General features: G+C 66.5%; 25 protein-coding genes. 12 read left to right on the top strand and 13 right to left on the bottom strand.

Features of this window, described 5'->3' with window-relative positions:
- Window positions 1-774: a triose-phosphate isomerase family protein gene (locus ACZ9BC_RS21825; protein ID WP_476247787.1), complete on the top strand. Its 774-nt coding sequence runs from the start codon at window positions 1-3 to the stop codon at window positions 772-774.
- A gap of 13 nt (window positions 775-787) precedes the next feature.
- Here the strand turns inward: ACZ9BC_RS21825 and ACZ9BC_RS21820 are convergent, their stop codons facing one another.
- From ACZ9BC_RS21820 to ACZ9BC_RS21790, 7 genes are all read right to left on the bottom strand, one after another.
- Window positions 788-1681, bottom strand: a complete 894-nt coding sequence (locus ACZ9BC_RS21820; RefSeq protein ID WP_476247786.1) for a sugar phosphate isomerase/epimerase family protein — start codon at window positions 1679-1681, stop codon at window positions 788-790.
- A 33-nt stretch (window positions 1682-1714) separates the two neighbouring features.
- Complete coding sequence (locus tag ACZ9BC_RS21815) at window positions 1715-2938, bottom strand: substrate-binding domain-containing protein (protein WP_275729924.1); 1224 nt, start codon at window positions 2936-2938, stop codon at window positions 1715-1717.
- A complete protein-coding gene (locus ACZ9BC_RS21810) occupies window positions 2938-4050 on the bottom strand; it encodes an ABC transporter permease (protein ID WP_476247785.1) in 1113 nt (370 codons plus the stop codon). Before ACZ9BC_RS21810 ends, ACZ9BC_RS21815 begins: the two co-directional genes overlap by 1 nt.
- Complete coding sequence (locus ACZ9BC_RS21805) at window positions 4047-5084, bottom strand: ABC transporter permease (RefSeq protein ID WP_476247784.1); 1038 nt, start codon at window positions 5082-5084, stop codon at window positions 4047-4049. Before ACZ9BC_RS21805 ends, ACZ9BC_RS21810 begins: the two co-directional genes overlap by 4 nt.
- Window positions 5081-6658 carry a sugar ABC transporter ATP-binding protein gene (locus tag ACZ9BC_RS21800; protein WP_476247783.1) on the bottom strand — a complete coding sequence of 526 codons (1578 nt, stop codon included), beginning with the start codon at window positions 6656-6658 and terminating at the stop codon, window positions 5081-5083. Before ACZ9BC_RS21800 ends, ACZ9BC_RS21805 begins: the two co-directional genes overlap by 4 nt.
- Window positions 6659-6827: 169 nt before the next feature.
- A complete protein-coding gene (locus ACZ9BC_RS21795) occupies window positions 6828-8408 on the bottom strand; it encodes an alkaline phosphatase D family protein (protein WP_476247782.1) in 1581 nt (526 codons plus the stop codon).
- 98 nt (window positions 8409-8506) lie between these two features.
- Complete coding sequence (locus tag ACZ9BC_RS21790; protein ID WP_476247781.1) at window positions 8507-9799, bottom strand: GAF domain-containing protein; 1293 nt, start codon at window positions 9797-9799, stop codon at window positions 8507-8509.
- Between the two features lie 149 nt (window positions 9800-9948).
- Here ACZ9BC_RS21790 and ACZ9BC_RS21785 point away from each other — a divergent pair, with 149 nt between their 5' ends.
- The 3 genes from ACZ9BC_RS21785 to ACZ9BC_RS21775 are packed head-to-tail and all read left to right on the top strand — an operon-like array spanning window position 9949 to window position 13550.
- Complete coding sequence (locus tag ACZ9BC_RS21785; protein WP_476247780.1) at window positions 9949-11748, top strand: NAD(P)-binding domain-containing protein; 1800 nt, start codon at window positions 9949-9951, stop codon at window positions 11746-11748.
- 14 nt (window positions 11749-11762) lie between these two features.
- A complete protein-coding gene (locus tag ACZ9BC_RS21780; protein ID WP_476247779.1) occupies window positions 11763-12818 on the top strand; it encodes a 2,3-butanediol dehydrogenase in 1056 nt (351 codons plus the stop codon).
- 36 nt (window positions 12819-12854) lie between these two features.
- A complete protein-coding gene (locus ACZ9BC_RS21775; protein ID WP_476247778.1) occupies window positions 12855-13550 on the top strand; it encodes an aspartate/glutamate racemase family protein in 696 nt (231 codons plus the stop codon).
- Between the two features lie 41 nt (window positions 13551-13591).
- Here ACZ9BC_RS21775 and ACZ9BC_RS21770 read toward each other — a convergent pair whose 3' ends face one another.
- From ACZ9BC_RS21770 to ACZ9BC_RS21760, 3 genes are all read right to left on the bottom strand, one after another.
- A complete protein-coding gene (locus ACZ9BC_RS21770) occupies window positions 13592-13990 on the bottom strand; it encodes a TfoX/Sxy family protein (protein ID WP_476247777.1) in 399 nt (132 codons plus the stop codon).
- 90 nt (window positions 13991-14080) lie between these two features.
- Window positions 14081-14350 carry a hypothetical protein gene (locus ACZ9BC_RS21765; RefSeq protein ID WP_476247776.1) on the bottom strand — a complete coding sequence of 90 codons (270 nt, stop codon included), beginning with the start codon at window positions 14348-14350 and terminating at the stop codon, window positions 14081-14083.
- Window positions 14351-14414: 64 nt separating this feature from the next.
- Window positions 14415-14981: a C2 family cysteine protease gene (locus ACZ9BC_RS21760; protein WP_476247798.1), complete on the bottom strand. Its 567-nt coding sequence runs from the start codon at window positions 14979-14981 to the stop codon at window positions 14415-14417.
- A gap of 305 nt (window positions 14982-15286) precedes the next feature.
- Between ACZ9BC_RS21760 and ACZ9BC_RS21755 the strand changes: the two genes are divergently transcribed.
- The gene (locus ACZ9BC_RS21755; protein WP_009372930.1) at window positions 15287-15490 is read left to right on the top strand and encodes a cold-shock protein; all 204 of its coding nucleotides are present in this window, start codon (window positions 15287-15289) and stop codon (window positions 15488-15490) included.
- A 197-nt stretch (window positions 15491-15687) separates the two neighbouring features.
- Here ACZ9BC_RS21755 and ACZ9BC_RS21750 read toward each other — a convergent pair whose 3' ends face one another.
- Window positions 15688-16422, bottom strand: coding sequence for a FadR/GntR family transcriptional regulator (locus tag ACZ9BC_RS21750; protein ID WP_476247775.1), 735 nt, complete (start codon window positions 16420-16422; stop codon window positions 15688-15690).
- Between the two features lie 191 nt (window positions 16423-16613).
- Between ACZ9BC_RS21750 and ACZ9BC_RS21745 the strand changes: the two genes are divergently transcribed.
- From ACZ9BC_RS21745 to ACZ9BC_RS21735, 3 genes are all read left to right on the top strand, one after another.
- Window positions 16614-17159: a gluconokinase gene (locus tag ACZ9BC_RS21745; RefSeq protein WP_476247774.1), complete on the top strand. Its 546-nt coding sequence runs from the start codon at window positions 16614-16616 to the stop codon at window positions 17157-17159.
- Window positions 17160-17206: 47 nt separating this feature from the next.
- Window positions 17207-18610 (top strand): GntP family permease, encoded by a 1404-nt coding sequence (locus ACZ9BC_RS21740; RefSeq protein ID WP_476247773.1) that lies wholly within the window; start codon window positions 17207-17209, stop codon window positions 18608-18610.
- Window positions 18611-18766: 156 nt separating this feature from the next.
- Window positions 18767-19585: an SDR family NAD(P)-dependent oxidoreductase gene (locus tag ACZ9BC_RS21735; protein WP_476247772.1), complete on the top strand. Its 819-nt coding sequence runs from the start codon at window positions 18767-18769 to the stop codon at window positions 19583-19585.
- Here the strand turns inward: ACZ9BC_RS21735 and ACZ9BC_RS21730 are convergent.
- Window positions 19582-20991 carry an aminotransferase-like domain-containing protein gene (locus tag ACZ9BC_RS21730; RefSeq protein WP_476247771.1) on the bottom strand — a complete coding sequence of 470 codons (1410 nt, stop codon included), beginning with the start codon at window positions 20989-20991 and terminating at the stop codon, window positions 19582-19584. The two genes, ACZ9BC_RS21735 and ACZ9BC_RS21730, sit on opposite strands and share 4 nt — an antisense overlap.
- On the opposite strand from ACZ9BC_RS21730, the gene ACZ9BC_RS21725 reads away from it, so the two are divergent.
- The 4 genes from ACZ9BC_RS21725 to ACZ9BC_RS21710 all read left to right on the top strand — a co-directional run bounded on the left by ACZ9BC_RS21725 (window position 20990) and on the right by ACZ9BC_RS21710 (window position 25195).
- Window positions 20990-21925, top strand: a complete 936-nt coding sequence (locus ACZ9BC_RS21725) for a DMT family transporter (protein WP_476247770.1) — start codon at window positions 20990-20992, stop codon at window positions 21923-21925. The genes ACZ9BC_RS21730 and ACZ9BC_RS21725 overlap by 2 nt on opposite strands.
- A 17-nt stretch (window positions 21926-21942) precedes the next feature.
- Window positions 21943-22563 (top strand): FMN-binding negative transcriptional regulator, encoded by a 621-nt coding sequence (locus tag ACZ9BC_RS21720; protein ID WP_476247769.1) that lies wholly within the window; start codon window positions 21943-21945, stop codon window positions 22561-22563.
- 252 nt (window positions 22564-22815) lie between these two features.
- Window positions 22816-24264, top strand: coding sequence for an amino acid permease (locus ACZ9BC_RS21715; RefSeq protein WP_476247768.1), 1449 nt, complete (start codon window positions 22816-22818; stop codon window positions 24262-24264).
- A 169-nt stretch (window positions 24265-24433) separates the two neighbouring features.
- A complete protein-coding gene (locus tag ACZ9BC_RS21710) occupies window positions 24434-25195 on the top strand; it encodes an IclR family transcriptional regulator (protein WP_476247797.1) in 762 nt (253 codons plus the stop codon).
- Here the strand turns inward: ACZ9BC_RS21710 and ACZ9BC_RS21705 are convergent.
- The gene (locus ACZ9BC_RS21705) at window positions 25192-25959 is read right to left on the bottom strand and encodes an IclR family transcriptional regulator (RefSeq protein ID WP_476247767.1); all 768 of its coding nucleotides are present in this window, start codon (window positions 25957-25959) and stop codon (window positions 25192-25194) included. The genes ACZ9BC_RS21710 and ACZ9BC_RS21705 overlap by 4 nt on opposite strands.
- Between the last annotated feature and the right edge of the window lie 47 nt (window positions 25960-26006).

Below are 26006 nucleotides of genomic sequence, written 5' to 3'. Positions count from 1 at the left end.
ATGGCCACGGAGGGCATCACCATCGGCATCAGCACCAAGATGTACCTTGGCTACGAAACATCCAAGGTATGGCTGGAGGCCGTCACCGCACTTGCCTCCGCCAGCAGGGAAGTGCAGACCGGCCAGGTGAAGCTCTTCGTGGCACCCTCATTCCCCGTCCTGGAAGCCACGCTCGCGCTCACCCGCGGGACGCAGGTTCACGTTGCGGCGCAGAACGCCTCCGACCAGGACGCCGGGGCCCTCACAGGTGAAGTGAGCCCGGCGTTCCTGGCCGAAATGGGGGTGGCCATGGTGGAGATCGGCCACGCTGAGCGGCGCCGCCTCTTTGGCGAGGACGACGCCGTGGTGGCTCGAAAGGTTGCCGCAGCCCAGCGCAACGGGCTGCGGCCCCTGCTCTGCGTGGGTGAAGAGCGACAGCAAGGACCGGAAGAAGCGGCCCGGTTCTGCTTGGAGCAGATCGGGGTTGCGAACATCGATCCGCAAGGGCCACGGCCGGTCATCGCTTATGAGCCTCTCTGGGCAATCGGCGCATCCCAACCCGCAGACCCACGCTACGTCTGCGCTGTGGCGGATCACCTCCGGCAGGGCCTGGACATCGAGCACACCCTGTTGTACGGCGGCAGCGCCGGACCAGGGCTATTGCCGCGGCTCTACCCCCACGTGGACGGGTTGTTTTTGGGCCGTTTCGCCCACGACCCCCGCAACATTGCACTCATACTCGATGAAGCGACGCACTTGATTACGGGTTCAAGTCCCCTTGAACCCGTCGGATAACCGGGGGAGGCCCTCAGGACGGGACGCCTGAACCGTCGGCGTCGGCGGCGCGCCCGGCGGAAACGCTGCGCAGGAATGCCAGGCCGCTGGCAGCCAGCTCATCCTGGCTGGGGGCGAGCGGCCGCCAAATCGAGGCCGCAACGGCAATCGCCGCATTGTCCGCGGTGAAACTTTCAATGTTCAGCGGTCCACTGTAGCCCACCTCGTCCAGGGCCTGCAGGAAGCCTTCCCAGTCGGTCTGGTCCCCGCCGGGTGCACCGCGGTCGTTCCCGCACACCTGCACATGAACCACGTGTTCGCCGGCCGCCCGGACCGCGGCGGCCAGCGAACGCTCCTCGATATGAAGGTGGTAGCTGTCCAGGGCAATCCCGACGCCGTTGCCCAGCAACGGCTCCAGCGCCTCGAGCGCCTGGTCCACGGTGTTGATCAGCGACGTTTCATACCGGTTCAGCGGTTCAATGCCCAGCACCACGCCCGCTTCAACGGCCCCGGCCGCCACCGGCTCCAGGTTCCGGCGCAGCTCGGCGTAGGCCTTCCGCCGCTGCCCGGGCGACATCCGCCAGACCCGGCCGGTCTGAGCGTAGAACGGACCGCACACAGTGGGCGAACCGATGCTGCCGGCCATGCTGATGCAGTCCAGAAGGTAGGCCTGCGTCCTTTCCACAGACGCCGGGGCCGCGGACACGAGGTCCCGCCCCGGCGCCATGGCACCGACGAGAAACGGACTGAGTCCGGTGGACTCCAAGGCTTCGCGCACCACGGGGGCGGTGAAGTCGCCGGCGTTTTCCAGCGGGAGTTCGACGGCGTCAAACCCCAACGCGGCGATCTTCGCAAGGTGTCCGCCCAGGTTGGCATCGGCCAGGGGAGACTCCCAGACCCAGGTGCTGATCCCGATGGGACGCTTCACGCCGCTCCCTTCAACGCCGCCCGCACGGCAGGCTTAGGGAATCTGCCGCTGCTGCCAGACCTGCGGGTAGCCGGGAAGGTCCTCTCCGCCGAACTTGGCGTAGTGGCCGCCGGGCATCCCCTGGTTGCGCTCCAGCCAGGAATCCAGCTCGTCCGCGAGGATGGGCTTCTGCGGGAGAATCCATTCCGCCGGGACCTGCTCACCCTTGAAGATCTTTTCCACGGCCAGCAGCGGGGTCCGCCACTGGAAGTTGGAGTAGACAGGGGCCATGGCATCGATGCCGGTTTCCTTCCACTTGGTCAGGAAGCTCATCTCATCCTCGCCGGTCATCACCGGAAGGTCCTTGCCGGCATCCTCGAAAGCCTCAAGGGCAGCCACCGCACCGTCGCCGGCGTCCATCCACACACCCTTGACGTCGCCCGTGGCCAGTTCATCGGAGATGATTTTCTTGATCTCGGTGGGGTCAGCCCCGGTGAAGTAGTCCTTGGCCTCGATGCCCTTCTCCTCAAAGATCTTCTTTGCTGCCGCCCAGCGGTGTTCCAGCACGTCCACGCCTGGAAGGATGCGGAGGGCCACCACCTTGTCGCCGGACTGCAGCTTGTCGGTCAGGAACGTGGCGGTGTCGATGCCCCAGGCAAAGCCGCCGATCGGGTGGATGAACGTGGTGGCGCAGTCGGTTTCCACCCCGCGGTCAAAGACAACCACCGGCTTGCCCGTCTCGCAGGCGCGTTCCACGGCTTGGGTCAGGGCCGCCGTCGAGTTGGGTGAGATGACGAACGCATCGCAGTTTCCCTCATCGATGAAGTAGTCGATGTCCGCGATCTGAGTGTTGTCGTTGTCCTTGGCATCCCGGGTTTCCATCTCCGAAATGGCCCCCGAGTCCTGCAGGACCTTGAGCTGCTGGTTCATGGTGATCCAGCCGGTCTGGCGCCACGGGTTCGAGATGGAGGCATTGGCGAAGCAGACCTTCTTCGCCCCGGAGGAGGCGAACTTCGCCGTGTCCGTCATGTCACCGGCAATGTACTGCAGGTAAGGCTGCTCCGCGTTCCCTTCAAAGGACGCCGAGCGTTGCTCAAACTGGTCATCGTACAGCTTCTGGTCAAACCAGTCCTGGCTGGCCGGAGTGGTTGCCGCCGGTGAGCCGGTGCCCGGTGCGGTCGTTTCGGTAACCGACGGATCCGTGGTGGTACAGGCAGTCAGCACCACCAGCGGCAACGCCGCCCCAAGCGCGACAGCGCGGATAGAGTGTTTGCGCATCAGACTCGATCTCCTCCTTGTTCGGTGCCCTCGCGGGGCATGGGTGCTGCGCTTAGCTGGTGCCGTTCGTCATGGGCAGCGGATGTGGCTCCCTTGCGTTTTCGCTGCCATGACTTGGACGCTGCTGCCACAGCGATAATGATGATGGCCCCCTGGACGGTGTCCCGCCACGTGGCCTGGACCCCCATGAAGTTCAGGAGGGTGAACAGCGCCTCAAGGGCGAACGCGCCGGCTGCCGCGGACAGCACCCAGCCGCGTCCGCCTCCCAGCACCACGCCACCGAGCACGACGGCGGTAATCGCCGTGAACTCGTAGCCCCGCCCCACGGACGGGTGGACTCCGGCATAGCCCACGAGCAGGATGCCGGCCACGGTGGCCGACAGGGACGAGATGATGAACGCCCGCGTCCGCACCCACCAGACGCGGGAACCGGACAGTTCAGCAGCCCTCGGGTTGTCTCCGACGGCGATGAGCATGCGGCCAAAGGGGCGGCGCATGAGGACGACCGCCAGGATGGCCACCGCCGCCAGGATGATGACCGGGTAGGGAATGATGTCCAGGACAGGGACGTCCTGGATCCCGCCACGCCCGATCTGGCGGAAGCTGTCCGCCGGGTTTCCCTGGGCCGCGCCACCGGTCCAGTAGAGGACCAGCCCGAGCAGGGCCAGCATCATGCCCAGCGTCACAATGAAGCTGGGCACCTTCAGGAGCGTTGTGATCAGTCCGTTCACCAGCCCGATGAAGGCGCCGAGCACAAACATCAGGATCAGGACCGGGATCACCCTGGAGTCGTCCTGCCGGATGAGGTTGCCGGCAACGATGACCTGCATGGTCACCACTGATCCCATGGACAAGTCGAATTCGCCGCCCACAATGACGAAGTACTGGCCGATGGCGGCGATGGCAATTGGCGCTGTCCTGCCGATGAACCGGATGAAGGAGCCGGGCTCCCCGAAGGAGGGGTTCAGCGCGATGATGGCCGCCAGGAGCCCGATCAACAGGATGAAAACGGCGCCGCCGGGGGTGCGCAGAGCCCGCAGGAGCCGCTGGGACCTGCCGGCGCGGTTTTGCCGCAGGACCGCACTGCGGTCGGAGGGCAGTACCGTGCTCATGGCGCCTCCGCCGGTGCAGACTGTGCGGCAGGCGCTTCCGCCGGGCCCTTCGAATTGAACCGCTCAGGTCTGTTAACGATCCTGCGGCGGGCGTACACGGCGACGGCGACGACGATCACCACGCCCCTGACCACGTCCTTGAGGAAGGGGTTGATCTGCATGACGGACATGATGTTGTCCAGCATGGCGAAAATGAGGACGCCGCCCAGGGTGCCGGTGATGGTCCCTTTGCCGCCGGCCAGCAAGGTGCCGCCGAGGACCACAGCGGCGATGGAAAGCAGGTCGTACCCGCCCTGGGAACCCACCGTCGGGCTGCCCACCCCCAGCCGGCTGGCGAGGAGCAGCCCCGCCATTCCTGCCAGCAGCGAGCAGATCACATGGGCCGTGATCACCGGCAAGTCGATGCGGATTCCCGAGGTGCGGGCCACGGAAATGTCACCACCCACCGCATAGAGGTGGTGGCCCATCCGGGTGCGGTGGAGCAGCAGCATGGCCAGGCCCGCGCAGGCCAGCATAATGATGGTCGAGATGGGAACTGGTCCCAGGCCGGTCGCCCCGATCAGCCGGAACGAGAGCGGGGTCTGCCCGAAGCTGCCCTTGAAATTGGTCGCAAGGTAGCCGCTGATGATCAGGCCCATGCCCAGCGTCGCGATGAACCCGTGCACGTTGAGGCGGGCCACGATCAGCCCGTTCGCCAGGCCGATGATGGCCGCGGCACCCAACGTGAGCAGGACCCCGGGCAGGACGTTGCCCGGGTTGTTGGCCATTACCCCCGCGGCAATAAGGCTGGCGAGGCTGGCGACGTAGGGAACCGAGAGGTCCAGGCTGCCTGCCAGGATGACCAGCGTCTGTCCGATCGCGATGAAACCGAGGACGCTGGTTCCGGTCAGGATGCTGGAGATGTTGCCCTGGCTGAAGAAGTTCCTCCCGACAGTGCTGACGAGAACGGCGCCCACGATCAGGGTCAGCAGGGCCACCAGGTAGACGATCTGCGTGGAGGACAGGCGGTCGAAGAAGCTGCCCCGTTGTTTCATGCTCCTCCTCCAGATGCGGTCCTGGCGCCCGTTCCCAGCTGCAGGACGGCTTCCTCGGACGTTCCGGCCGGAAGCTCGCCAGCCAGGCGCCCGTCGCGCATCACCAGGATCCGGTCCGACATGCCGATGACCTCAGGCAACTCGCTGGAGACCATCAGGATGGCTTTGCCCTCTGCTGCCAGCTTGCGCATCAGCCGGTACACCGCCACTTTGGCTCCCACGTCGATGCCGCGGGTCGGTTCATCCAGCAGGACCAGGCGGGGGCGGATGGCCAGCCACTTGGCAAGGACCACTTTCTGCTGGTTCCCGCCGGAGAGGTACTGCACCTCCTGGTCCAGGTCCCGGGCCACGACTTCCAGGGAGGAAAACACGCCGGGGATCTCGGTCCGGGCCGTCCCGGTGCGGCGCGGGAAAACCGATCTGATGACGGTCAGCGCGTTGTTCAGGATGGACTGGTTCAGGCTCAGGCCCTCAGCCTTGCGGTCTTCCGTGATGAGGGCCATCCGCGCCCGGACCCCCTCCCGCGGTGACTTGGGTGCCACTTCACGGCCTTCCACCTTCATGGTGCCGCGGGTAAAGGGGGCGGCACCGAAAATGGCGTGCAGCAGCTCGGTCCGGCCGGAGCCCTGGAGACCGGCCAGCCCCACAATCTCACCCGGCTGGACGCTGAAGCTGATCCCGTCCAGCTGGCCGTTTCCGGCATCGTGCAGTTCGAGGATCGGACTTGCGGCGACCTCAGCGCCGCTGTCCTCAGGGGCCAGTTTGTCCGGGAAGAAGGCTGAAATGGGCCGGCCCACCATCAGCCGGACCAGCCTTGTGTCGTCGAGTTCGGAGGCGGGGCCGGTGCTGACCACGCGGCCGTCCTTCAGGACGGTGATGACGTCGCACAGGTCGAAGAGCTCCCGAAGCCGGTGGGAGACATAGAGGATGGCCGTTCCACGTTCCCGGAGGCGGGACACGATCTGGTAGAGCAGCTCAACTTCAGCGCCGGCCAGTGCGGCGGTGGGCTCGTCCATGGAAACGATCCGGGCGTCGTAGCTGACAGCTTTCGCAATCTCCACTACCTGCTGCTCAGCAACGGTCAGGGTCCGCACCTGCGCGGTGGGCCGGATGGCGGTGATCCCGAGCGACTCAAGCAGTTCCGCCGTTTTCGCGTTCATCAGTGCCTTGTTCACCAGGACTCCGCGGCGGGGCTCCCGGCCCAGGTAGATGTTCTCGGCCACCGTCCGGTCGGGAAGGAGATTAAACTCCTGGAATACCGACGACAGACCGGCTTCGTGGGCTTTCGTAGGGTGGCTGAAACTGACTTCCCGGCCGTCCAGAAGGACTGTTCCCGCGTCCGGCTGGTAGACGCCGGCGAGCACTTTCATCAGGGTGGATTTCCCCGCGCCGTTTTCGCCCACGAGCCCGTGGACCTGGCCACGGCGAAGGGTAAGGTGGGCGTCTTCCAGAACGGGAATCCCGAAGAAACTTTTGGTCAGTCCACGGACTTCCAGGAGTGGCGGCGGCTCTGCGGAATCTTGGGGGCGCCCGCCGGGGATTGACGCCTCGCCCGTCCGTCCGGGGTTCTCCATCGATCCGCCCACGCCTAACTGTTACAGGGCGCGTTCAGTTCCGTCAAGGGATAAGCGATTGCCGACTACCACGCCTCCTTGCTTGGGCTTTGTGGGTATCTCGGCACGTCAGACACGGGTAGGGCGGCCAACGAAGATTGCTGACCGCCCCACAGCCTTTCGGCCGCAGCTACTGCAGCCCCGGCACGCCGTCCTGGATCCGGAACGAGGCCTTGGTCGAAACCGGAGCGCCCGGCGTCGTGACGTAATCCAGCGTCCGGAAGTCAGCAGTCATCGCGTCCTTGGTGATCTTCGTGTTCACGTAGCCGCGGTTGTCGTTGTAGAACTTCAGGTGCGGGTTCCATGCCATCACCGGATCCGTGGTGGAGCCGGTGCCGTTGCCCGTGGAGGTGATGGAGGTGCACACCAGCTCCGAGCCGACCACCGGGGAGGCGGGATCCTTGTAGTCCACCTTGAGGTCGTTGGCCCAGTTGCGGTGCACGTCGCCGGTGAGGACGACGGCGTTGCGCACCTTCGCGTCCAGCCAGCCCTGCGTGATGCGGCGGCGGGAGGCTGCATACCCGTCCCAGCCGTCCATCGACACGTCGTCCACCGCAGTGGCCTGCGCCCGGTCACGTTCGGCGAAGAACACCTGCTGGCCCAGGATGTCCCAGCGCTGCGTGGAATTCCTGAACCCGTCCAGCAGCCACTTCTCCTGCTCGGCGCCGGTGATGGTGCGGTCCTCGGCTAGGCGTTCGGCCACGTTCTTCTTCCAGCCGTCCCCGGCGAGCTGGTCGTCGCGGTACTGCCGGGTATCCATCATGTGGAAGTTGGCCAGCTGGCCCCACTGGATGGTGCGGTAGATCTTCATGTCGAACCCGGCCGGCACGGACGACGCCCGCAGCGGCATGTTCTCGTAGTACGCCTGGAACGCGGCGGCACGGCGCTGCCGGAACCGCTCCGTTGTGTCGTTCAGCTGCCCGGCGTCGGTGTTCTCCGGGACCTCGTCCGCCCAGTTGTTGTCCACCTCGTGGTCATCCCACACCACCAGCCATGGTGCGATCGCGTGCGCGGCCTGCAGGTCGGCGTCGGACTTGTACTGCGCGTGCCGCTGCCGGTAGCCCTGCAGGGTGCTGGTCTCCGGGCCCTGGTGGTCGCGCGGGTTGCCGCCGCCGATCACGTAGCTGTCCTTCTTGTATTCGTACAGGTAGTCGCCCAGATGCAGCACCAGGTCCGGGCGGTCTTCGGCCAGGCGGGTGTAGGCGGTGAAGTAGCCGTGCTCGTACTGCGAGCAGCTGGCGAAGGCCATGGCCAGCGCGGCGGGCGTCTCGTGCAGTGCCGGGCTGGTGAGGGTGCGGCCCACGGCGCTGACGTGGCGGCCGGTGCGGAACCGGTAGAAGTACTCGCGGCCCGGGCGCAGGCCGCGGAGCTCCACGTGAACGGAGTGGGCGGTTTCGATCCGGGCGTGTTCGACGCCGCGGGCAACGATGGTGCGCATGCCGGCGTCCTCTGCCACTTCCCAGGCGACCGCGACGTTGCGGGAGGGCATGCCGCCCAGGCCGTCTTCGGCCAGCGGGTCCAGGGCGAGCCGGGTCCAGATCACGAAGCCGTCCGGCCATGGTTCGCCGGAGGCGATGCCGAGCAGGAAGGGATCGGTGTGGAGGCCGGCGTCGTCGGCTGTTGAAACAGCTACGGCGGCAGTGGGCAGGGCGGCGACAAGGCCGGCCCCGAGGCCAGCGGAGATCAGGGATCTGCGTGAGATGTTGTCCATGGCTTCGACCGTAGGAAGGCGGGTTGGACAGGTCCTGAGGAGGATATGAATGAACGGTTAACGGCGTGACAAGGGCTGTTGATGTGCGCTTCTGCGGGTTAGCCACCGCAGGAGGCCAGGAACGCCAGGTACCGCGGATCGCCGCGTCCCACCAGTTGTCCGAGCGCCTCAACAGCGGCAAAATCATTGGCGCCCATGTCCGTGGACAGCCAGTGGACCAGGAGCCCGGCGTCACCGCTGGACCGCACGGCCGAGCCCACCGCGAGATCCAGCTGGTCGCGGAGCAGCTGCACCGACAGAACACCGGACCGGCTGAGCAGGGGAGCGCGGTAGGCCTGCAGCGCGTCGGAGACCCGCCCTTCATGCAGCAGCCGAAGCACCCGCCCCGAGTCCGAACTGCCGGCCAGGCCGGCAGCCAGCCGGTAAGGGTTCGACTCCACGGCCTCACCCAGCAGGGAGCGGACCCGGAACATCTCCGTGCGGATCGCCACCGGCGTGCCCGCGTCGCCGTGAAGCTCGTAGGCAAGTTCCTCCGCGCTCCAGCCCTGGTGCCGGGAATCCAGCAACGCCAGGATCTCCGCGCGGCGCAGCGTCAGCGGCACCCGGCTGCCGTCCCGGAACAGGGCGGCAGGCCGGTCGCCCAGCAGCTCCAGCGACTCGACGGCGGCCGCTGGCCGCAGGGACTGCCGGCGCGGGGACTGCCGGGACGCGCGGACCGGAGAAGGGGCACCTGCCGGCTTCCCGCCGTCGGGCGCCACCAGCAGCGACTCGGCAACCCGGACCGCGCACCGCACCATCCGCAGCGTGTCCGCGGTGAGGGTGTCCAGAGGGCCGGAGACGTCAAGTACGCCGAGCAGGCGGCCGGTGGCCGGGTCCGTGATGGGCGCCGCCGTGCAGGCCCACTCATGGTGGGTCCGGACCAGGTGCTCGGCGGAGAACAACTGCACGGGCCGCCCGGTCACCAGCGCCTCGCTGATGGCGTTGGTGCCGATGCCGGCCTCGGACCAGTCCGCCCCTTCGAAAAACTCCAGCCGGTCAGCCCGCCGCAACACTTCAGGGCTGCCAACACGCCACAGGATCTCGCCACTGGCATCCGTAAGCACCAGCAGGTGCCTGCCGGAACTCGAGGAATCCGCCAGCAGCTCGTCAAGGGCCGGCATGACCTGCTGCAGCCGGTGCTCCCGGCGGAGCTCAAGCACCTCGGCTGCGTCATGCAGGTGCCGCGGACTGTGCTGGTCCGGGCTGATGCCCAGGGCCATGGAACGGCGCCACGAATCGGCCAGGACGTCCGGGATTTCCGGGCGCGGGACGCCGGAGATCACCAGCTCGTGGGCACGGCGCAGCGCACGTGCATACTTTGCCGGATCCGAAAACCTCAGGCCGTAGTCCACAGCTTCCTCCTGCCAGCGCCGTTGCCTGCAGTGTGTAACGCGGTTGAAACCCCCGCGGAGTTCCAATGGTGATGCAGCTCACGCCCGGTCCAGCATATCGCAGGGGATTCCACGGACGGAGCTACACGGACCAACACAAAGGAGTGGACATGACCGAAACACCCACGGCAGCCGCGCAGGCCTGGCTGGCGGGTTTGGACGCCGCCCTGCAGCGGGGCGACGTGGACGCCGCGCTGGAGCTCTTCGAGGACGAGTGCTTCTGGCGGGACTTCGTGGCGTTCACCTGGAACCTCAAAACCCTTGAAGGAAAGGCCGACATCCGGCGGATGCTCGAGGCCACGCTGGACCACGTGCAGCCTTCTGGTTGGACCCTGTCTGAGGACGCAACCGGAAGCGACGGCGCTAACGGCACTGTGGAAGCCTGGATCACGTTCGAAACCGGTGCTGCCCGCGGCTACGGCCACCTCCGAATCCGGAATGGCAAATGCTGGACCCTGCTCACCACCATGCAGGAGCTGAAAGGCTTCGAAGAGAAAAAGGGGCCGCGCCGCGACCAGGGTGTGGCGCACGAAATCATCAAAGGCCGCCGTTCCTGGCTGGAGCTCAAGGAGGAACGGGAGGCCCGGCTCGGCTACGACGAACAGCCGTACTGCGTGATTGTGGGCGGCGGGCAGGGCGGCATCGGCCTCGCCGCGAGGCTGCGGCGCCTCGGCGTCCCCACCCTGGTCATCGAGAAAAACGAGAAGCCGGGCGACTCCTGGCGCAACCGCTACAAGTCCCTGCACCTGCACGACCCCGTCTGGTACGACCACCTGCCCTATATGAAGTTCCCGGACGACTGGCCCGTCTTCGCGGCTAAGGACAAGATCGGCGACTGGCTGGAGCACTACACCCGGATCATGGAGCTGAGCTACTGGGGCGGCACAGAGTGCGTGGGCGCAGAGTACGACGACGGCACGCAGGAATGGGTGGTCAGAGTCCTTCGCGACGGGGAGCCTGTGACGCTGCGGCCCAGGCAGCTGGTGTTCGCCCTGGGCGTGTCCGGCTACCCGAATATCCCAACCTTCGACGGCGCGGAGTCCTTCCTGGGGGAGCAGCGGCATTCCTCGCAGCATCCGGGCGGCGGGGACTGGACCGGGAAGAAGGCGGTGGTGATCGGTTCGAACAACTCCGCGCACGATATCTGTGCTGACCTGTGGGAGCACGGTGCCGACGTCACCATGGTGCAGCGCTCGTCCACCCACATCGCCCGGAGCGAGTCACTGATGGACCTGGCACTCGGCGACCTGTATTCGGAGAAGGCGCTGGCTGCCGGAGTGACCACGGAGAAGGCAGACCTGCTGTTCGCGTCGCTGCCCATGCGGATCCTGCCCGTGGCGCAGGTGCCCGTGTACCAGGCGATGGCTAAACGGGATGCCGACTTTTACTCGCAACTGGAGGCCGCCGGGTTCGACCTGGACTTCGGGGTGGACGGGTCCGGATTGTTCGTGAAGTACCTGCGGCGCGGCTCCGGCTACTACATCGACGTTGGCGCATCCCAGCTGATCATCGATGGCCGGGTCAAGCTGAAATCCGGGCAGGTCTCCAAGATCACGGGCAATGCGGTGGTTATGGATGACGGGACTGAGCTCGAAGCGGACCTGATCGTCTACGCCACCGGCTACGGCTCCATGAACGGCTGGCTGGCGGATCTGGTCTCTCCCGAGGTGGCGGACCGGGTGGGCAAGTGCTGGGGCTACGGCTCGGACACCCCGAAGGACCCCGGCCCGTGGGAGGGGGAGCTGCGCAACATGTGGAAGCCCACCAATGTGCCCAACCTTTGGATCCACGGCGGCAACCTGCACCAGAGCCGCCATTACTCCTCCTACCTGGCTCTGCAGCTCAAGGCGCGGATGGAAGGACTGGAGACGCCTGTGTATGAACTGCAGCCCAGCCACCACACCCGCTGAAAGGAAGGACCATCATGAAGGCAGCACGTTTCCATGGCCGCGAGGACGTCCGGATCGAGGACATTCCGGAACCGGAACTCCGCGCCGGGGCGGTGAAGATCGACGTCGCGTGGTGCGGCATCTGCGGCAGCGACCTGCACGAGTACCTGGAAGGGCCCATCTTCGTCCCCGCCCCGGGGCACCCGCACCCGCTTTCCCACGAGGATGCGCCTGTAACCATGGGGCACGAATTCTCCGGGACCGTATCTGAAGTCGGCGAAGGGGTGGAGGGGTTCGCGGTGGGTGACAACGTCGTCGTCGAGCCGTACTTCGTGGATGACGAATGCGACATGTGCCAGGCGGGCAGCTACCACCTGTGCCGGCAGATGGGCTTCATCGGGCTCTCCGGCGGCGGCGGGGGCCTGAGCGAGAAGATCGTGGTTGACAGGAGGTGGGTGCATCCCATCGGCAGCATTCCCCTCGACGAGGCAGCCCTGATCGAGCCGCTGTCCGTGGCGCACCATGCGGTGGAGCGCAGCGGCGTGAAGGCGGGCGACACGGCGCTGGTGGGCGGATCGGGGCCGATCGGGCTGCTGACCGCAGCAGTGCTGAAGGGCATGGGCGTGACCACGATCGTCAGCGAACTGACCCAGGCCCGGAAGGAGAAGGCCACGTCCAGCGGGGTGGCGGACCATGTGCTGGACCCCAGCCGGGAGGACGTGCCGGCGCGGGTGCTGGAGCTGACCGGCGGCACCGGGGCCGACGTCGCGTTCGAATGCGCCGGAGTTAACGCCGTTCTCGACACCATGCTGGACGCCGTCCGGCCCGGGGGAGTGGTGGTCAACGTGGCAATCTGGGGCGCGCCGGCCACCGTGGACATGCAGAAGCTGGTGCTCAAGGAGATCGACCTGCGCGGCACCATCGCCTATGTCCGGGACCACCCCGCCGTGATCAGGATGGTGCAGGAAGGCAGGGTGGACCTCAAGCCGTTCATCACGGGCCGGATCGCCTTGGAGGACCTGGTGGAGCAGGGCTTCGACACCCTCATCAACCACAAGGACACGGCGGTGAAGGTTCTGGTGCACCCGTAGTCGGCGCCCGTCCATGCCCTGATACAGTCAGGCTCCATGACCGAACTTCGCGCCGATGCTGCCGGCACGGTTGGCTTTCTCCACACGGCGCAGGTCCACGTGGCGACATTCGAAGACCTGTCCCGGGAACACCTGCCCAATGCCGCCACGGTCCACCGCGTGGATCCCGGGGCTTTGGAGCTTGCGCGGCAGGAGGGGACGGCGAAAAGCGTTGGGGCTATCGTAGCCGCCCATCTCGTGGAGCTTCGGGATGCTGGATGCGAGGTGGTCCTGTGCACCTGCTCCACGCTCGGCGAGGTGGCGGAGGAACTGTCGGGCAATGGGATGCCGGTAATCCGTATCGATCGGCCGATGCTTCGCCGGGCGGTAGGTCTCGGTCCACGCGTGGGTGTCCTTGTCGCGCTGACGAGCACCGTCGAGCCAACTACCCGCGTCCTCGCTGAGGAAGCCGCAGACGCAGAATCAGATATCTCGGTTGAAGTCAGTGTCGTCGATGGTGCGTGGGACGCGTTCCTGGCCGGCGATGCGGACGCTTACCACTCGCTTGTTGCCCAGGCGGCGTGTGCGCTCGCAGGCCGCTGCGACGTCGTCGTCCTGGCCCAGGCGAGCATGGAACCCGCTGCCGCCCTGCTCAGCGGACTCACGGTCCCTGTCCTCACAAGCCCGCGCTCCGCCGTCGAAGCGGTCGCGGCCGCTATGCCGACAGGGACTGAAACGCTGGACGTGGTTTAGTCCCCGCCCGGCGGCACGGCGTCGCCGGGGTTTCGACAGGCTCAACCACCGGAGCTCGTCTTGGCAGACTTGGCCTTTGGTGCCTTCGGCTCCTTGGGCGGCAGCGTGGCAGCGTACTCATAAGCCTTCGTGACCCATGCCTTTGCCCGGGCGTCGTCGCCGTCGCCCTCTTCATTCCACATCTCAGGCAGGCCGGAGTAACCGGCCATGGGACGCTCCGCAGGGCCGAACGGCAGGGTCCTCTCGGAGGACTCCAGCAGCACCCGGTCGTCCTCGGACAGTTTGACGCCGACGGTGGATCCGAAGAGGCCGGCGAACATGTTGCCGTTCACGAACGCGCCCAGGTTGCCGAACATCGGCTTCACCACCACGTCCGGATGGTCGGGGACAATCGAGCGGAAGCGTTGTTTGTCGGCGTCGGACGCCTTGGGCATCTCCATGGTTATTTCTCCCGTCAGCTGGGCAGTCTGGTTTGCAGGATATGCCTGCACCGCCGCCGGGGTACAGAGGCTTGGGCCTCCTGCCGCAGGTCAGGCGGACGCGACGGCGTCGTAGGCCAGGACGGCCGATGCTGCGGTGCCGGCCCCGGCAGGGCTAATCGAAGCAAAACGCAGGGTCCCGGCGCCGGGCAGGGCCACGGACTGGCCTTCGCGGAACGCCTGCTTGCGTTCCTGCTCCTCAGTCCGGATCCAGACCTGGATGGCCGGGGCGCCGTCGGCCACGCCGATCTTCACGATCCCCACCAGGACATCGCCGAACCTGGGCTGCATGCCCTGTTTCACTGTGACGAGCTGTTCCACGGCCATCCTTACTTCGTGTCCACGGAGTACACGGAGTCGAAGTTTTCCTTGTACTCATCCTCGGTCAGTTCCAGCGTTCCGGACTTGTGGTCGTCGTCGCCGCCCATGTATCCGCCGGAGGGGCCCATGGGTTGGCCAGGACGATGACCTTCTCGCCGTCGTCGTTGGTTTTCACGTCGACTACAACGTAGGCGTGGTTGGGGACAACGTCGGTCCGGTTGACCTCATCGGATTCCCAGACCCAGTCGAAGTCGTCATCCTTGGTGTCTTCGGTCCCCACGGACACGGCCTGGCCATTACCAAGCCTGTCCTCGATCTCATCCAGGTCCAGCTCGCCGTCCCTGTCGGCGGACCTTCCCGTCATGAGCTCCATTGCCTCGTGGCTGAAGCCGCCGTCGATGTCGTCGTAGGAACCGCCCCGGTGTTCCGCCGCCGCGCGTTCGTAGATGGACAGCCAGTTCGGCTGGCCGTCCGCACCCCGGACGCCGCCCTCGGTGGATTTGGCCTCGACGGTGACCTCCACGGGCTCGCCGTCCTCGTAGAGGGTCACCACCCAGTGCGTGGGTGCATCTCCGACAGGTTTCAGGTGTTCGGCGAGGAACTCATCAAGTTTGCCTTCCCGCTCCAGCATCTGGGCCACCGAGCCGATTCCTGGACCTGCTGAACGGCCCCCAGGAAATGCTTTCACAGCTGCCGCGGATATGGCGATGGGGACAACAATCCTGATGGCGGGAGGGCGCCCTGTGACGTAGTTGGCTCGACGCCGGTGGAATCTCCTGTAGTGTGGTTCCTGTTGTTGTGTTTATGCAGTTGGTAGTTCAGGCAGTACGCGCGGTCGAAAGTCCGCGTTCTTCTGAAGTAGCGGTTTTTGAACACCCCACGCCGGAGGGCCCGAAAGTCGGGATTTTCCCTCCACCTTCACGAAGGACAAAAATAATGGCTACTGGTACCGTCAAATGGTTTAACGCTGAAAAGGGCTTCGGCTTCATTTCCCCCGATGACTCCTCACAGGATGTTTTCGCACACTACTCTGCGATCAACTCCAACGGTTTCCGCTCCCTCGAAGAGAACCAGAAGGTTTCCTTCGACACCGAGCAGGGCCCCAAGGGTCCCCAGGCAACCAACATCCAGGCTCTCTAATTTCCTAGAGTTCCGGGACCGTTAGGTTTCTTCAAGCAGGGTCTGCCTCCGGGCAGGCCCTGCTTTTGTTAACCCGGGTGTGCCGAAAGGCAAATGGCATCAGCGGCCCCAAACCGCACAAGCGGCGCTGGGCAGCACCGTTCATGCGGTTCAGGGCCGTTCGTGGTTTCAACAGGCTCAACCACAGTTCAGTCGGGCTACCCCAGCCCCATGGCGTTCCGGACCTCGTCCAGGATGTGGTGCATGGCCCGTTCGGCCACCACCGTATCGCCGCGGGCCACCGCCGCAGCCACATCCTCATGCGCCTGCAGTGCTTCGTTCCGCGGCTTGAACGGCATCAGCCCCTGCTGGGTGCGGCTGGTGAGCACCTCGGCCACCATGCCCTCCAGCGCCCGGAACATCTCGTTGCCGCAGCTCCGGAGCAGCAGCTGGTGGAACTCGATGTCCGCCGCCAGGAAGGCCTGAAGATCACCGGCCTCGCCCAGCCGTCGGAGCTCTGCTCCCAGGGCCACCAGTTGTGCGCGTTCGGCGGCGCTGGCCCTACGCGCCGCCCCGGCCGCGGCGATGGGTTCGACGGCGATGCGCAGCTCCGTCAGGCTGCTGTACTGGATCTCTCGCCGGTCCGACGCCAGGCGCCAGCGCACCAGCTTGGGATCAAAGACGTTCCACTGTTCGGGCTCCTGCACCACGATGCCCACCCGCCGGCGCGAATAGACCAGGTTCATCGATTCCAGGACTTTCATGGTGTCCCGCGCCACCGTGCGGGAAATTCCGTACTCCTGCTGCAGCCCCTCGAGCGTCAGCCTGCTCCCGGGCGGGAGGCTCCCGGACGCGACGGCGATGCCAACCGCCTCCAGGACCCGTTCATGCATTGCGGGGGAGGCCCCGCCCTCGTACGCGTTATCCGCGTCCCCTGCTGTCGCCGTCGACATCGTTTTCGCCGCCTCTCTCCGCGCCGCAGCGCCCTTACAGGATAGCGAAAATCACGAAAGGTATGACTTGTGACACGGAAAGATAGTATCTTTAGATCCAAAAGGTGATACCTTATGGCGTAGCCCACTTCACCACGGGCACGCAGCGAGCTTCTTCGAAAGCCAAAGACGTCTTCTCCGGAGGTATGAACATGCAGTATCCACCCACGCATCTTGTGGTCATGGGCGTTGCCGGGTCCGGCAAATCCACCCTGGCGGCGGCCCTGTCCAAGCAGCTGGGCTGGACCTGCGCCGAGGCTGACGAGTTCCACCCGGAGAGCAACATCGCCAAGATGTCTCAAGGCATTCCGCTGCAGGACGAGGACCGCTGGCCCTGGCTCCGGGAAATCCGCGACTGGATGACCGCCCAGGCCCAAGCCGGCTGCAGTACCGTTCTCACCTGCTCCGCGCTCAAGAAGAGCTACCGCCAGCTCCTGTCCGAAGCCGAAGGCCGTGTCCTCTTCCTCCACCTCGACGGCGGCGCTGACCTGATCAGCCAGCGCATGCAGAATCGCGAAGGCCACTTCATGCCGCCCACCCTGCTGCCCAGCCAGCTGGCCACGCTCGAGGCGCTCAGCCAGGAAGAGCTCGACGCCGGCAGCCTCCGCCTGGATATCTCGCGCTCACCCGAGGAGCTGGTCGCCGCCGTCGTGGAGGCTTTGAAGCTTCCTCACGGCCAGGCGCCCTGCACCCCCTAAGTACCCCCCTAGATCCCCCAACAACAGTTCTGTTTCAAAGGAGAACCATGACCATCGAAGGATGGACCCAGACGCTGGGAGCAGGCCCCCTGCTGCTCATCGCCGCAGCCGCGATCGTCGCCCTGCTGTTCCTGATCATCAAGCTGCGCGTGCACGCCCTGCTCGCCCTGATCCTGGTCAGCCTCGCCACCGCCTTCGCCACCGGCATCCCCGCCAACCAGGTGGTCCCGGTGCTGATCAACGGCTTCGGCACAACCCTTGGCACCGTGGCACTCCTGGTGGGCCTGGGCGCAATGCTCGGCCGTGTTGTGGAGACGAGCGGCGGCGCGAAGGTGCTGGCCGACTACCTCATCGGCGTCTTCGGTGAAAAGCGCGCCCCGTTCGCATTGGGCCTGGCCTCCCTGATCTTCGGCTTCCCCATCTTCTTCGACGCCGGCCTGGTGGTCATGCTGCCCGTCGTCTTCGCCGTCGCCCACCGGCTGGGCGGGGGAGTGCTCCGCTACGGCCTGCCCGCCGCCGGCGCATTCTCCGTGATGCACATCTTCCTGCCGCCGCACCCGGGCCCGGTCTCCGCGTCCGCGTTCTTCGAAGCCAACGTTGGCCTGGTGACCATCGCCGGCCTCATCGTCGCCATCCCCACCTGGTACGTCACCGCCTACCTCTACGGCCTCTACACCGGCAAGAAGCTGGTCCTGCCCGTGCCGGAAATCCTGGGCCACGCCACCGCCGAAGCCGAATCCCACCCGCCGCGCTTCCGCACCATCGTTGGCCTGCTGCTCCTGCCGCTGGTCCTGATCTTCATCAACACCGGCCTGAACACCCTGGCCTCCTCCGGTGTCCTGTCCGACGAGGTCAAGAACGAACAGTGGTTCCAGATCCTGCGCACCATCGGTGAAACCCCGGTGGCCCTGCTGATCGCCGTGCTCGTGGCCATGTTCGTCCTGGGCGCCAAGCGCGGCAAGGACGCCGGCGCGCTGGAGAAGCTGCTCGAGTCCTCCCTGGGCCCGGTCTGCTCCGTCATCCTGATCACCGGCGCCGGCGGCATGTTCGGTGGCGTGCTCCGCACCTCGGGCATCGGCCAGGCCCTGGCCGACGTGCTCGGAAACCTGGGCATTCCGCTCCTCCTGGCCGGCTTCCTGATCTCCGCCATCCTCCGCATCGCCCAGGGCTCCGCCACCGTTGCACTCACCACCACCGCCGGCCTGATCGCACCGGCCGTGGCCTCCGCTGGACTGAACGGCATGCAGGTGGCCGCGATGGTCATTGCCGTGGCGGCCGGCTCCGTGGTGGTCTCCCACGTCAACGACTCCGGCTTCTGGCTGGTGGGCCGCTTCTTCGGCATGGACGTTAAGACCACGCTGAAGACCTGGACCGTGATGGAAACGCTGATCGGTGTGATGGGCTTCGCCATCGCCGCAGTCATCTTCCTGGTGGCCGGGGCAGTGGGCTAGCCTCCCATCCCCAACTAGGTAGCGCCAAGTGCCGTTTTGACCCCTCAGAACGACACTTGGCGCTACTTGCATGTGGGGCCAGGGGAACGCCGGCCGGCCCGGCGTCGTTGTGCCAGAGTCACCCCTACCGGGATTGAACCGACCAAAGGACACCCCTTGACCCAACGCACCATCGTGATCACCGGCGCCAGCGACGGCATCGGCGCAGCAGCCGCGCGGACGCTGAGCGAGGCAGGGGAGCAGGTGGTCGTCGTCGGCCGTTCCGAGGAAAAGACCCGAGCCGTTGCCAAGGAGATCAACGCCGACTACTTCGTGGCTGACTTCGCAGAACTGGGCCAGGTCCGCACCCTCGCCGCGCAGTTGACCTCCGACTATCCGCGCATCGACGTCCTGGCCAACAATGCCGGTGGCATCATGGGCAAGCGCCAACTCACGGTGGACGGCAACGAGTCCACGTTCCAGATCAACCACCTGGCGCCGTTCCTGCTCACCACGCTGCTGATGGAAACCCTCACCGCCAGCAACGCCAAGGTCATCAACACCGCCAGCGGCGCCAACGGCATCGGCAAGCTGGACCTGTTCGACCTCAACTCCGAGCACAGCTACTCCACCAACCGCGCCTACGGCACGGGCAAGCTGGCCAACATCCTCTTCACCTCGGAGCTGCACCGCCGCTTCAGCGAGCAGGGAATTACGACGGCGGCCTTCCACCCGGGCGTGGTCCGCACCAACTTCGCGGCCGAGTCCACCAGCCCGTTCCGGCACGCGTACAAGACGCTGCTGAACCGCTTTATGCTCACCCCGGACCAGGGCGCCGACACCATGCTCTGGCTGATCAACGGCACCCCGGGCACCGACTGGATCTCGGGGGCCTACTACGCCAAGCGCGCTCTGGCCAAGGCCAACCCGCAGGCGTACGACGCCGAGCTGGCGCGCGGCCTGTGGGAGAAGAGCGAAGAGCTGGTCACGCCTTAGGACTGCCTGGCTAACGCCTCCCCGATAATCCGTGCACCTTCCGGGTACGCGCCGGGGTTCGGGCCGGAGTAGTTGAGCCGCACGAACGGGCCGGCAGGCTCGGCCGGGAACCATTCGGTACCGGCGGCAATCATCACGCCGGCGTCCTCACAGTCCCGCGTCAGCCGCGGCAGGTCCGTCCCGTCCGGCATCCGCAGCCACAGGTTCAGTCCGCCCTTCGGCAGCAGCTCGATATGCGCCTGCGGAACATGCTCCCGCACACTGGTCACCAGCAGATCCCGCCGCGACTGCAGCTGCTGCCGCAGGCTTCGCAGGTGTGTCTGCCACCCCGGCTGCGTCACCACATCCAGCGCCGCGGCCTGCAGCAGCCCGCTCACATACATCGACTCCGCTGCCCGGTGGGCAAGGATGCGCTCGCGGGCGGGACCGCGCGCTATCACCGCCGCGACGCGGATGGCCGTGGAGACGCTCTTAGTCAGGGAACGGACGTAAATGACATGCCCGGAGTCGTCCCGTGTGGCCACCGGCACCGGGTTGGAGGTGATCCCAAAATCATGCGCCCAATCGTCCTCCACCAGGAACGCCCCGTGCCGGCGCATCACCTCCAGGACCTCCTCGCCACGTCCCGGGGCCCACTGCGCTCCCGTGGGATTCGCATAGTTGGGTTGCGCGTAAAAAGCCCGGGCGCCGGTCTCCTCAAAAGCACGGTCCAAAGCCACAGGATCAGGACCATCAGGCCCGCTGGGCACCGGAACTACCCGGACCCCCGTCTGCGCCGCCGCCAGAATCGCACCCCAGTATGTGGGCGACTCCATCAGCAGCGGCTGGCCCGCGCCGACCAGCGCCCGGAAAATCGAGCTCAGCCCACTCTGGCTTCCCGGCAGCACAATCACATCGCTCGGCGTCGGGGGAGAGACCCCGGCCGGCGTGGCGGACCCGAGCTCCTGCGCAAACCACTGCTGAAGCTCCGGCATGCCGGCTGCTGGCGGGCGAGACAGGGCAGCATCACCCCGGGCCGCACGGGTCAGGGCCGCCCTGACAAGGCGCTCCGGCAACAGTTCCCGGTCCGGGTAGCCGGAGTGGAACGCCATGACGCTGTTGGGAACGTCCCGCATGGTGCCGGACGCGGAGGGAAGGGCCGACGGCGGTGCCCCCAGCGCCGCAGTCTGCCAGCCGTAGTCGGCCGGCCGCGCAGTACGGACCGCCCGCACGAACGTCCCCACTCCGGGCCGGCTCTCGATCAGCCCCTGAGAGGTCAGGGTCTGTAGCGCCTTCTGCACTGTCACGGGGCTCGCCTGGTACTCGGCCACCAATGACCGCGTGGACGGCAGCTTGGCCCCAGGGGCAGCTGCAGAAATCCACTGCCTTAGTGCCAAAACGATGCGGGAACTGCTATCGTTGTTCATGAAAGAATATAGTAGCGCTACTGTCGCCGAACGGCCAGTGATACTGCCCGACACCCCGACGGGGATCTGGTGGGGGCTCCTGGGCGTGGCGGCCTTTTCATTCACGGTACCCTTCACCCGTGTGGCGGTAGCCGGCCTGTCTCCGCTGTTCATCGGATCCGGCCGGGCCGTCATCGCAGCGACCCTCGCCGCCGCAGCCCTCCTGCTGGCCAAGCAGCGACTCCCGTCCGCCCGCACCTGGGCGAGGCTGTCACTCGTGGCCGGGGGCGTCGTCGTCGGCTTTCCGCTACTCACTTCGTATGCCCTCACCGCTGTTCCCGCCGGACATGGCGCCGTGGTCATCGCCCTCCTGCCCGCCGCGACGGCGACGGCCGCTGTGCTCCGCACCCGTGAGCGTCCGCCCGCAGCCTTCTGGGCCGTCATGGTGCTTGGCTCACTGGCCGCCATCAGCTTCGCTTTCCTGCAGTCCGGCGGGTTCGGGCATCTGCACTGGGCCGACTTGTTGCTGCTGGGTGCTGTCATTTGCGCCGCCGTCGGGTACGCCGAGGGCGGCCTGCTGGCGAGGGAAGTCGGGTCGTGGCAGACCATTGCCTGGGCGCTCGTCCTCGCCCTGCCGCTGATGCTGGTCCTCGCCGTTATCTCGGTTGCAGCCCAGCCGCCGTCAGCCACTCCGGCCGAATGGGCCGCCTTCGCCTACCTCGCCGTGGTCAGCATGTTCCTCGGCTTCTTCGCCTGGTACCGCGGACTCGCCATTGGACCCATCGCGCAGGTCAGCCAGATCCAGCTCCTCCAGCCCGTCCTCAGCATCTGCTGGGCCGCGCTCCTGCTGGGCGAGGCGCTGACCTGGACCACCATCATCGGCGGCCTGGCCGTGATCGCGTGCGCCGGCGCCGCGGTCCGTGTCCGGCTCAGCCGGCCCGCCCCCATCTCGTAACCCAAAAGGACCACACCATGTACATTCCCGCCCACTTCGCAGCAGACGCCGACGCCGTCCGCCATCTCCTCACAAGCCCCGGCGCCGCCAACCTGGTCACCATGACGGACCAGGGCCTGCTGGCCACCCTGCTCCCCTTCGTCTACGAGCCCACAGTGGGGGAGCGTGGGGCACTGCACGCCCACGCCGCACGGAACAACCCACAGTTTTCCGCCCTGCCCCACGGTGAAGCGCTCGCCATCATCGAGGGCCCGGACGCCTACATCTCGCCTTCCTGGTACCCCTCCAAAGCCGAGCACGGCCGCGTGGTGCCCACCTGGAACTACTCAACCGCGCACGTCTACGGCGAATTGATCATCCATGACGACGCCGACTGGCTGGGACGGCACGTCCGCCGCCTGACGGGGCTGCACGAGGGCGGCCGGGAGCAGCCCTGGGCCGTTGACGACGCCCCAGAGCGGTTCATCACCGGGCAACTGCGCGCCATTGTGGGCGTCGAGCTGCTGATCACACGGATCGAGGCCAAGGAAAAGCTCAGCCAAAACCGCTCCGCCGCGGACGCCGCAGGGGTAGTCCAGGGACTTCGGGCCAGCGGGCAGGAAGCCAGCGCCGCCGCGGTCGAGCGCGTGCGCGGCTGACCTGCCGGGAGGGACGCACGACGGCGCCGCCCGCCTCCACGCGATGGGCAGGTGGCGCCGTCGTACTTCAGCATGGGTGGGTCACCGAACGTCATAGCGTGCAACATAAGCATGCCCTTATGTCTTTAGTGACTGAAAATTCGGCAGACGTGCTACTTTCAGCACTGTCGACGTGCACTTCTTCGTTTCCCGGGGGCGGAACCAAAGGACTGTGCGCGCCCCATCGCACCGACCCCCACCTTGGAGAAGCCCGTGGAACCCTCAGCACCGCTCACGCTGGATGAGCAGTCCGCCGGATCACAGCCGGCAACGCAACAACAGGCAGAATCAGGGCTCCGCCGGTCCATGGGGCCGCGCCACCTGGTGATGATCGCCATGGGCGGCGTCATCGGCTCCGGGTTGTTCCTCAGCTCCGGGTACACCACCTCCCAGGCCGGCCCGCTCGGCGCCGTGATCGCCTACCTGGTAGGCGCCTTCGTGGTGTACCTGGTAATGGCCTGCCTGGGTGAACTCGCCATCGCCTACCCGGTCTCCGGCGCGTTCCACATCTACGCTGCCCGCTCCATCGGCCCCGCCACCGGCTTCGCCACCGCCTGGCTGTACTGGCTGTGCTGGGCGGTGGCCATCGGCTCGGAATTCACCGCCTCCGGCCTGCTCATGCAGCGATGGTTCCCGGACGTCGATGTCTGGGTCTGGTGCCTCATTTTTGCTGCATTGCTCTTCGGCTTCAACGCCGTGTCCTCCAGGTTCTTCGGCGAGTCCGAGTTCTGGTTCGCCATCGTGAAAGTTGCCGCGATCATCGTCCTCATCGTCCTGGGCGGCGCGGCCCTCTTCGGATTCCGGCCGCTCAGCGGCGGGGGAGAGCACCCGTTCCTCTTCGAAAACTTCGCCACCGAGGCCGGCCTGTTCCCCAACGGCTTCACCGGCGTCCTGGTCACCGTGCTCGCCGTTTTCTACGCCTTCTCCGGCTCCGAACTCATCGGCGTCGCGGCAGGCGAAACCAAGGACCCCGCCACCAGCATCCCCAAGGCCATGCGCACCACCGTGCTCCGGCTGCTCATCTTCTTCGTCGGCGCCATCGCGGTCATCGCCGCCACCATCCCGTACAGCGAGGTGGGCCTGGACGAGAGCCCGTTCGTGACGGTCTTCTCCGCCATCGGCCTGCCGTTCGCCGCCGACATCATGAACTTCGTCATCATCACCGCCCTCCTGTCCGCCGGCAACAGCGGTCTCTTCTCCTGCGCCCGCATGCTCTACTCGCTCGCCGATGAAGGCCACGCGCCGCGGGCGTTCAAAAAGCTGACCCGCCGCGGCATCCCTCTGATCGCGCTCTCGGTGAGTATGGTGGGCGGCCTCGCTTCCCTGATCAGCAGCGTGGTTGCCCCGGAAACGGTCTACCTGGTCCTGGTCTCCGTGGCCGGCTTCGCCGTGGTGGGCGTGTGGATGTCCATCACCGCATCGCACTTCTTCCACCGCCGCGCCTTCGTCCGCAATGGCGGCGACGTCTCCGCCCTGGCCTACAAGGCCCCGCTGTTCCCGCTGGTGCCCATCCTGGCGTTCTCGCTCTGCGTCGTCTCCCTGATCGGCATCGCCCTCGATCCCACCCAAGCCGCCGCGCTCTACTTCGGCATCCCCTTCGTGGCCGCCTGCTACATCTGGTTCCACTTCCGGCACGGCCGCAAGGCACTGCCGGCGAAGTAACCGCGCGCCAAGTAACGGAAGTGGACGACGGCGGCAGTCCGGCAGGTGCGTTGCGCACCTTCCCGGACGGCCGCCGTCGTTCCTTCCTGGCCGGTTCCCGGCTCGCCGTTTGGGGAGTGGCGCCGTGGAAGAATGGGGCGAGGTTACCGGCCGGGAGGGGCAGATAAGCGTGGATTCGTCCGCTGAGGCGTCGTCGATGGCGCAGGGGCTCCGCATCGTCCGGTTGGTGGCCGACCGGGAGAAACGGGGCCGTCAACTGCTGGGCGTTTCGCAGCTGGCCGCCGAGCTGGACATGGAGCAAAGCCGGGTCTCCCGGCTGACCCAGGAACTGTGCGATCTTGGGATGCTGGAGCGCGTGGACCGCGGGCCCTTCCGGACCGGGCAGCGCTTTTTCAGCCTCGCCGCGTCACTGAACACCGGCTGGGTACGGGAAGCCAAGAGCGAACTAGAGGCGCTGGTGGCCGCCCTGGGTCTCCGCGCACGGCTCTCCGTCCGCGACGGATACCGCGTTATCCTCGTCCGGAGTTCAAGCAATGACGCGGTTCCCGGAAGCTTCGTGAAGCCGGGCATGGTGACTCCGGTCTGGTGCACCGGCGCCGGCCGGGCGTTGCTGTGGGACCTTGACCGTCCCGCCCTCGAGTCCCTGCTGGCCGACGTAAACTACATCGGCATCGGCGGCCCGGGTGCTGCCCACTCAACAAGTGAAGTCTGGGACCTGATGGTCCGGGACCGTGCCGGCGGGTTCATTGCCGCCGACGAAGAATTCGAGCACGAGGTAGTGGAACTCGCCGTGCCCGTCCGGGACTCCGGCGGCACCATCCTCGCGTCGCTCAGTGTGCTGGGACGCCGGGCCGAGATCGGGCCCGGTGCCGAAGCTGCCGCGGCAGTGCTTCACCAGGCCGCCGACCGGATCGGAGCCCATCGGGCTTAATCCTGCGGCTGGTACCCGAGCCTCTGCTCGAGCCACTCACCCTGGGCCACAAGCGCGGCCGCGCATTCTTCCCGGCGCGGCTCCATCCGGTCCTTGATGCCCACGATCTGGAGCGCCGCCACCACATCGCCCTTGAAATCGTGGATGGGAACGGCCAGCGAGTAGAGGCCCGGTTCGGCCTCCTCATCCACGATCGAGTAACCCCTCGCGCGGGCTGCCTCGCGCCGTGCCAGGAAGTCGTCCACGTCGCCCGGCGTGTTCGGGCCGTGCTGCACGAAGGCGACATCCGCGAACACGGTGCGCACCTCTGCCTCCGACGCCTCCCACAGGACTGCCTGCCCGGCGTCGCTGCAGTAGGCGGGGTACGGCCTGCCCAGCCAGGAGCCCACCAGGTTGCTGCTGGCCGGGACGCTTTCGCCGATGGTCACCGTGCTGTCTGCGTCGAGCACCCCAAGGAAGCAGGCCTCATCGGTTTCGCGGGCCAGCGCGTCCAGGGCGGTGCCGCCGTCGGTCTCTAAGCGGCGCTCAGTCAGCAGTTGCGCATCGGTGAGGACGGACCAGTCCAGGCTGTAGGTGCGCTGGTTGGTGCGGGTGAGGAACCCCTCCAGCTCCGCGCCACGCAGATAACGCGACACCTGGCTGCGGTCCTTGCCCAGGCCGGCGGCGATGTCAGCCACCGTTCCGCCGGCATGTCCGGCCTCATGGCGGGAACCAACAGCCAGGACGGCCATGATTCCGCGGCCCATGCTGGAGGTTTTTGACATGGGGTTGAGTCTAGTGGAGCCGGCTTCCCGGTCCAGATTTCCGTGGA

Source organism: Pseudarthrobacter sp. TE3704, assembly GCF_056279405.1.
This window is presented reverse-complemented; position numbering and strand designations above follow the sequence as displayed.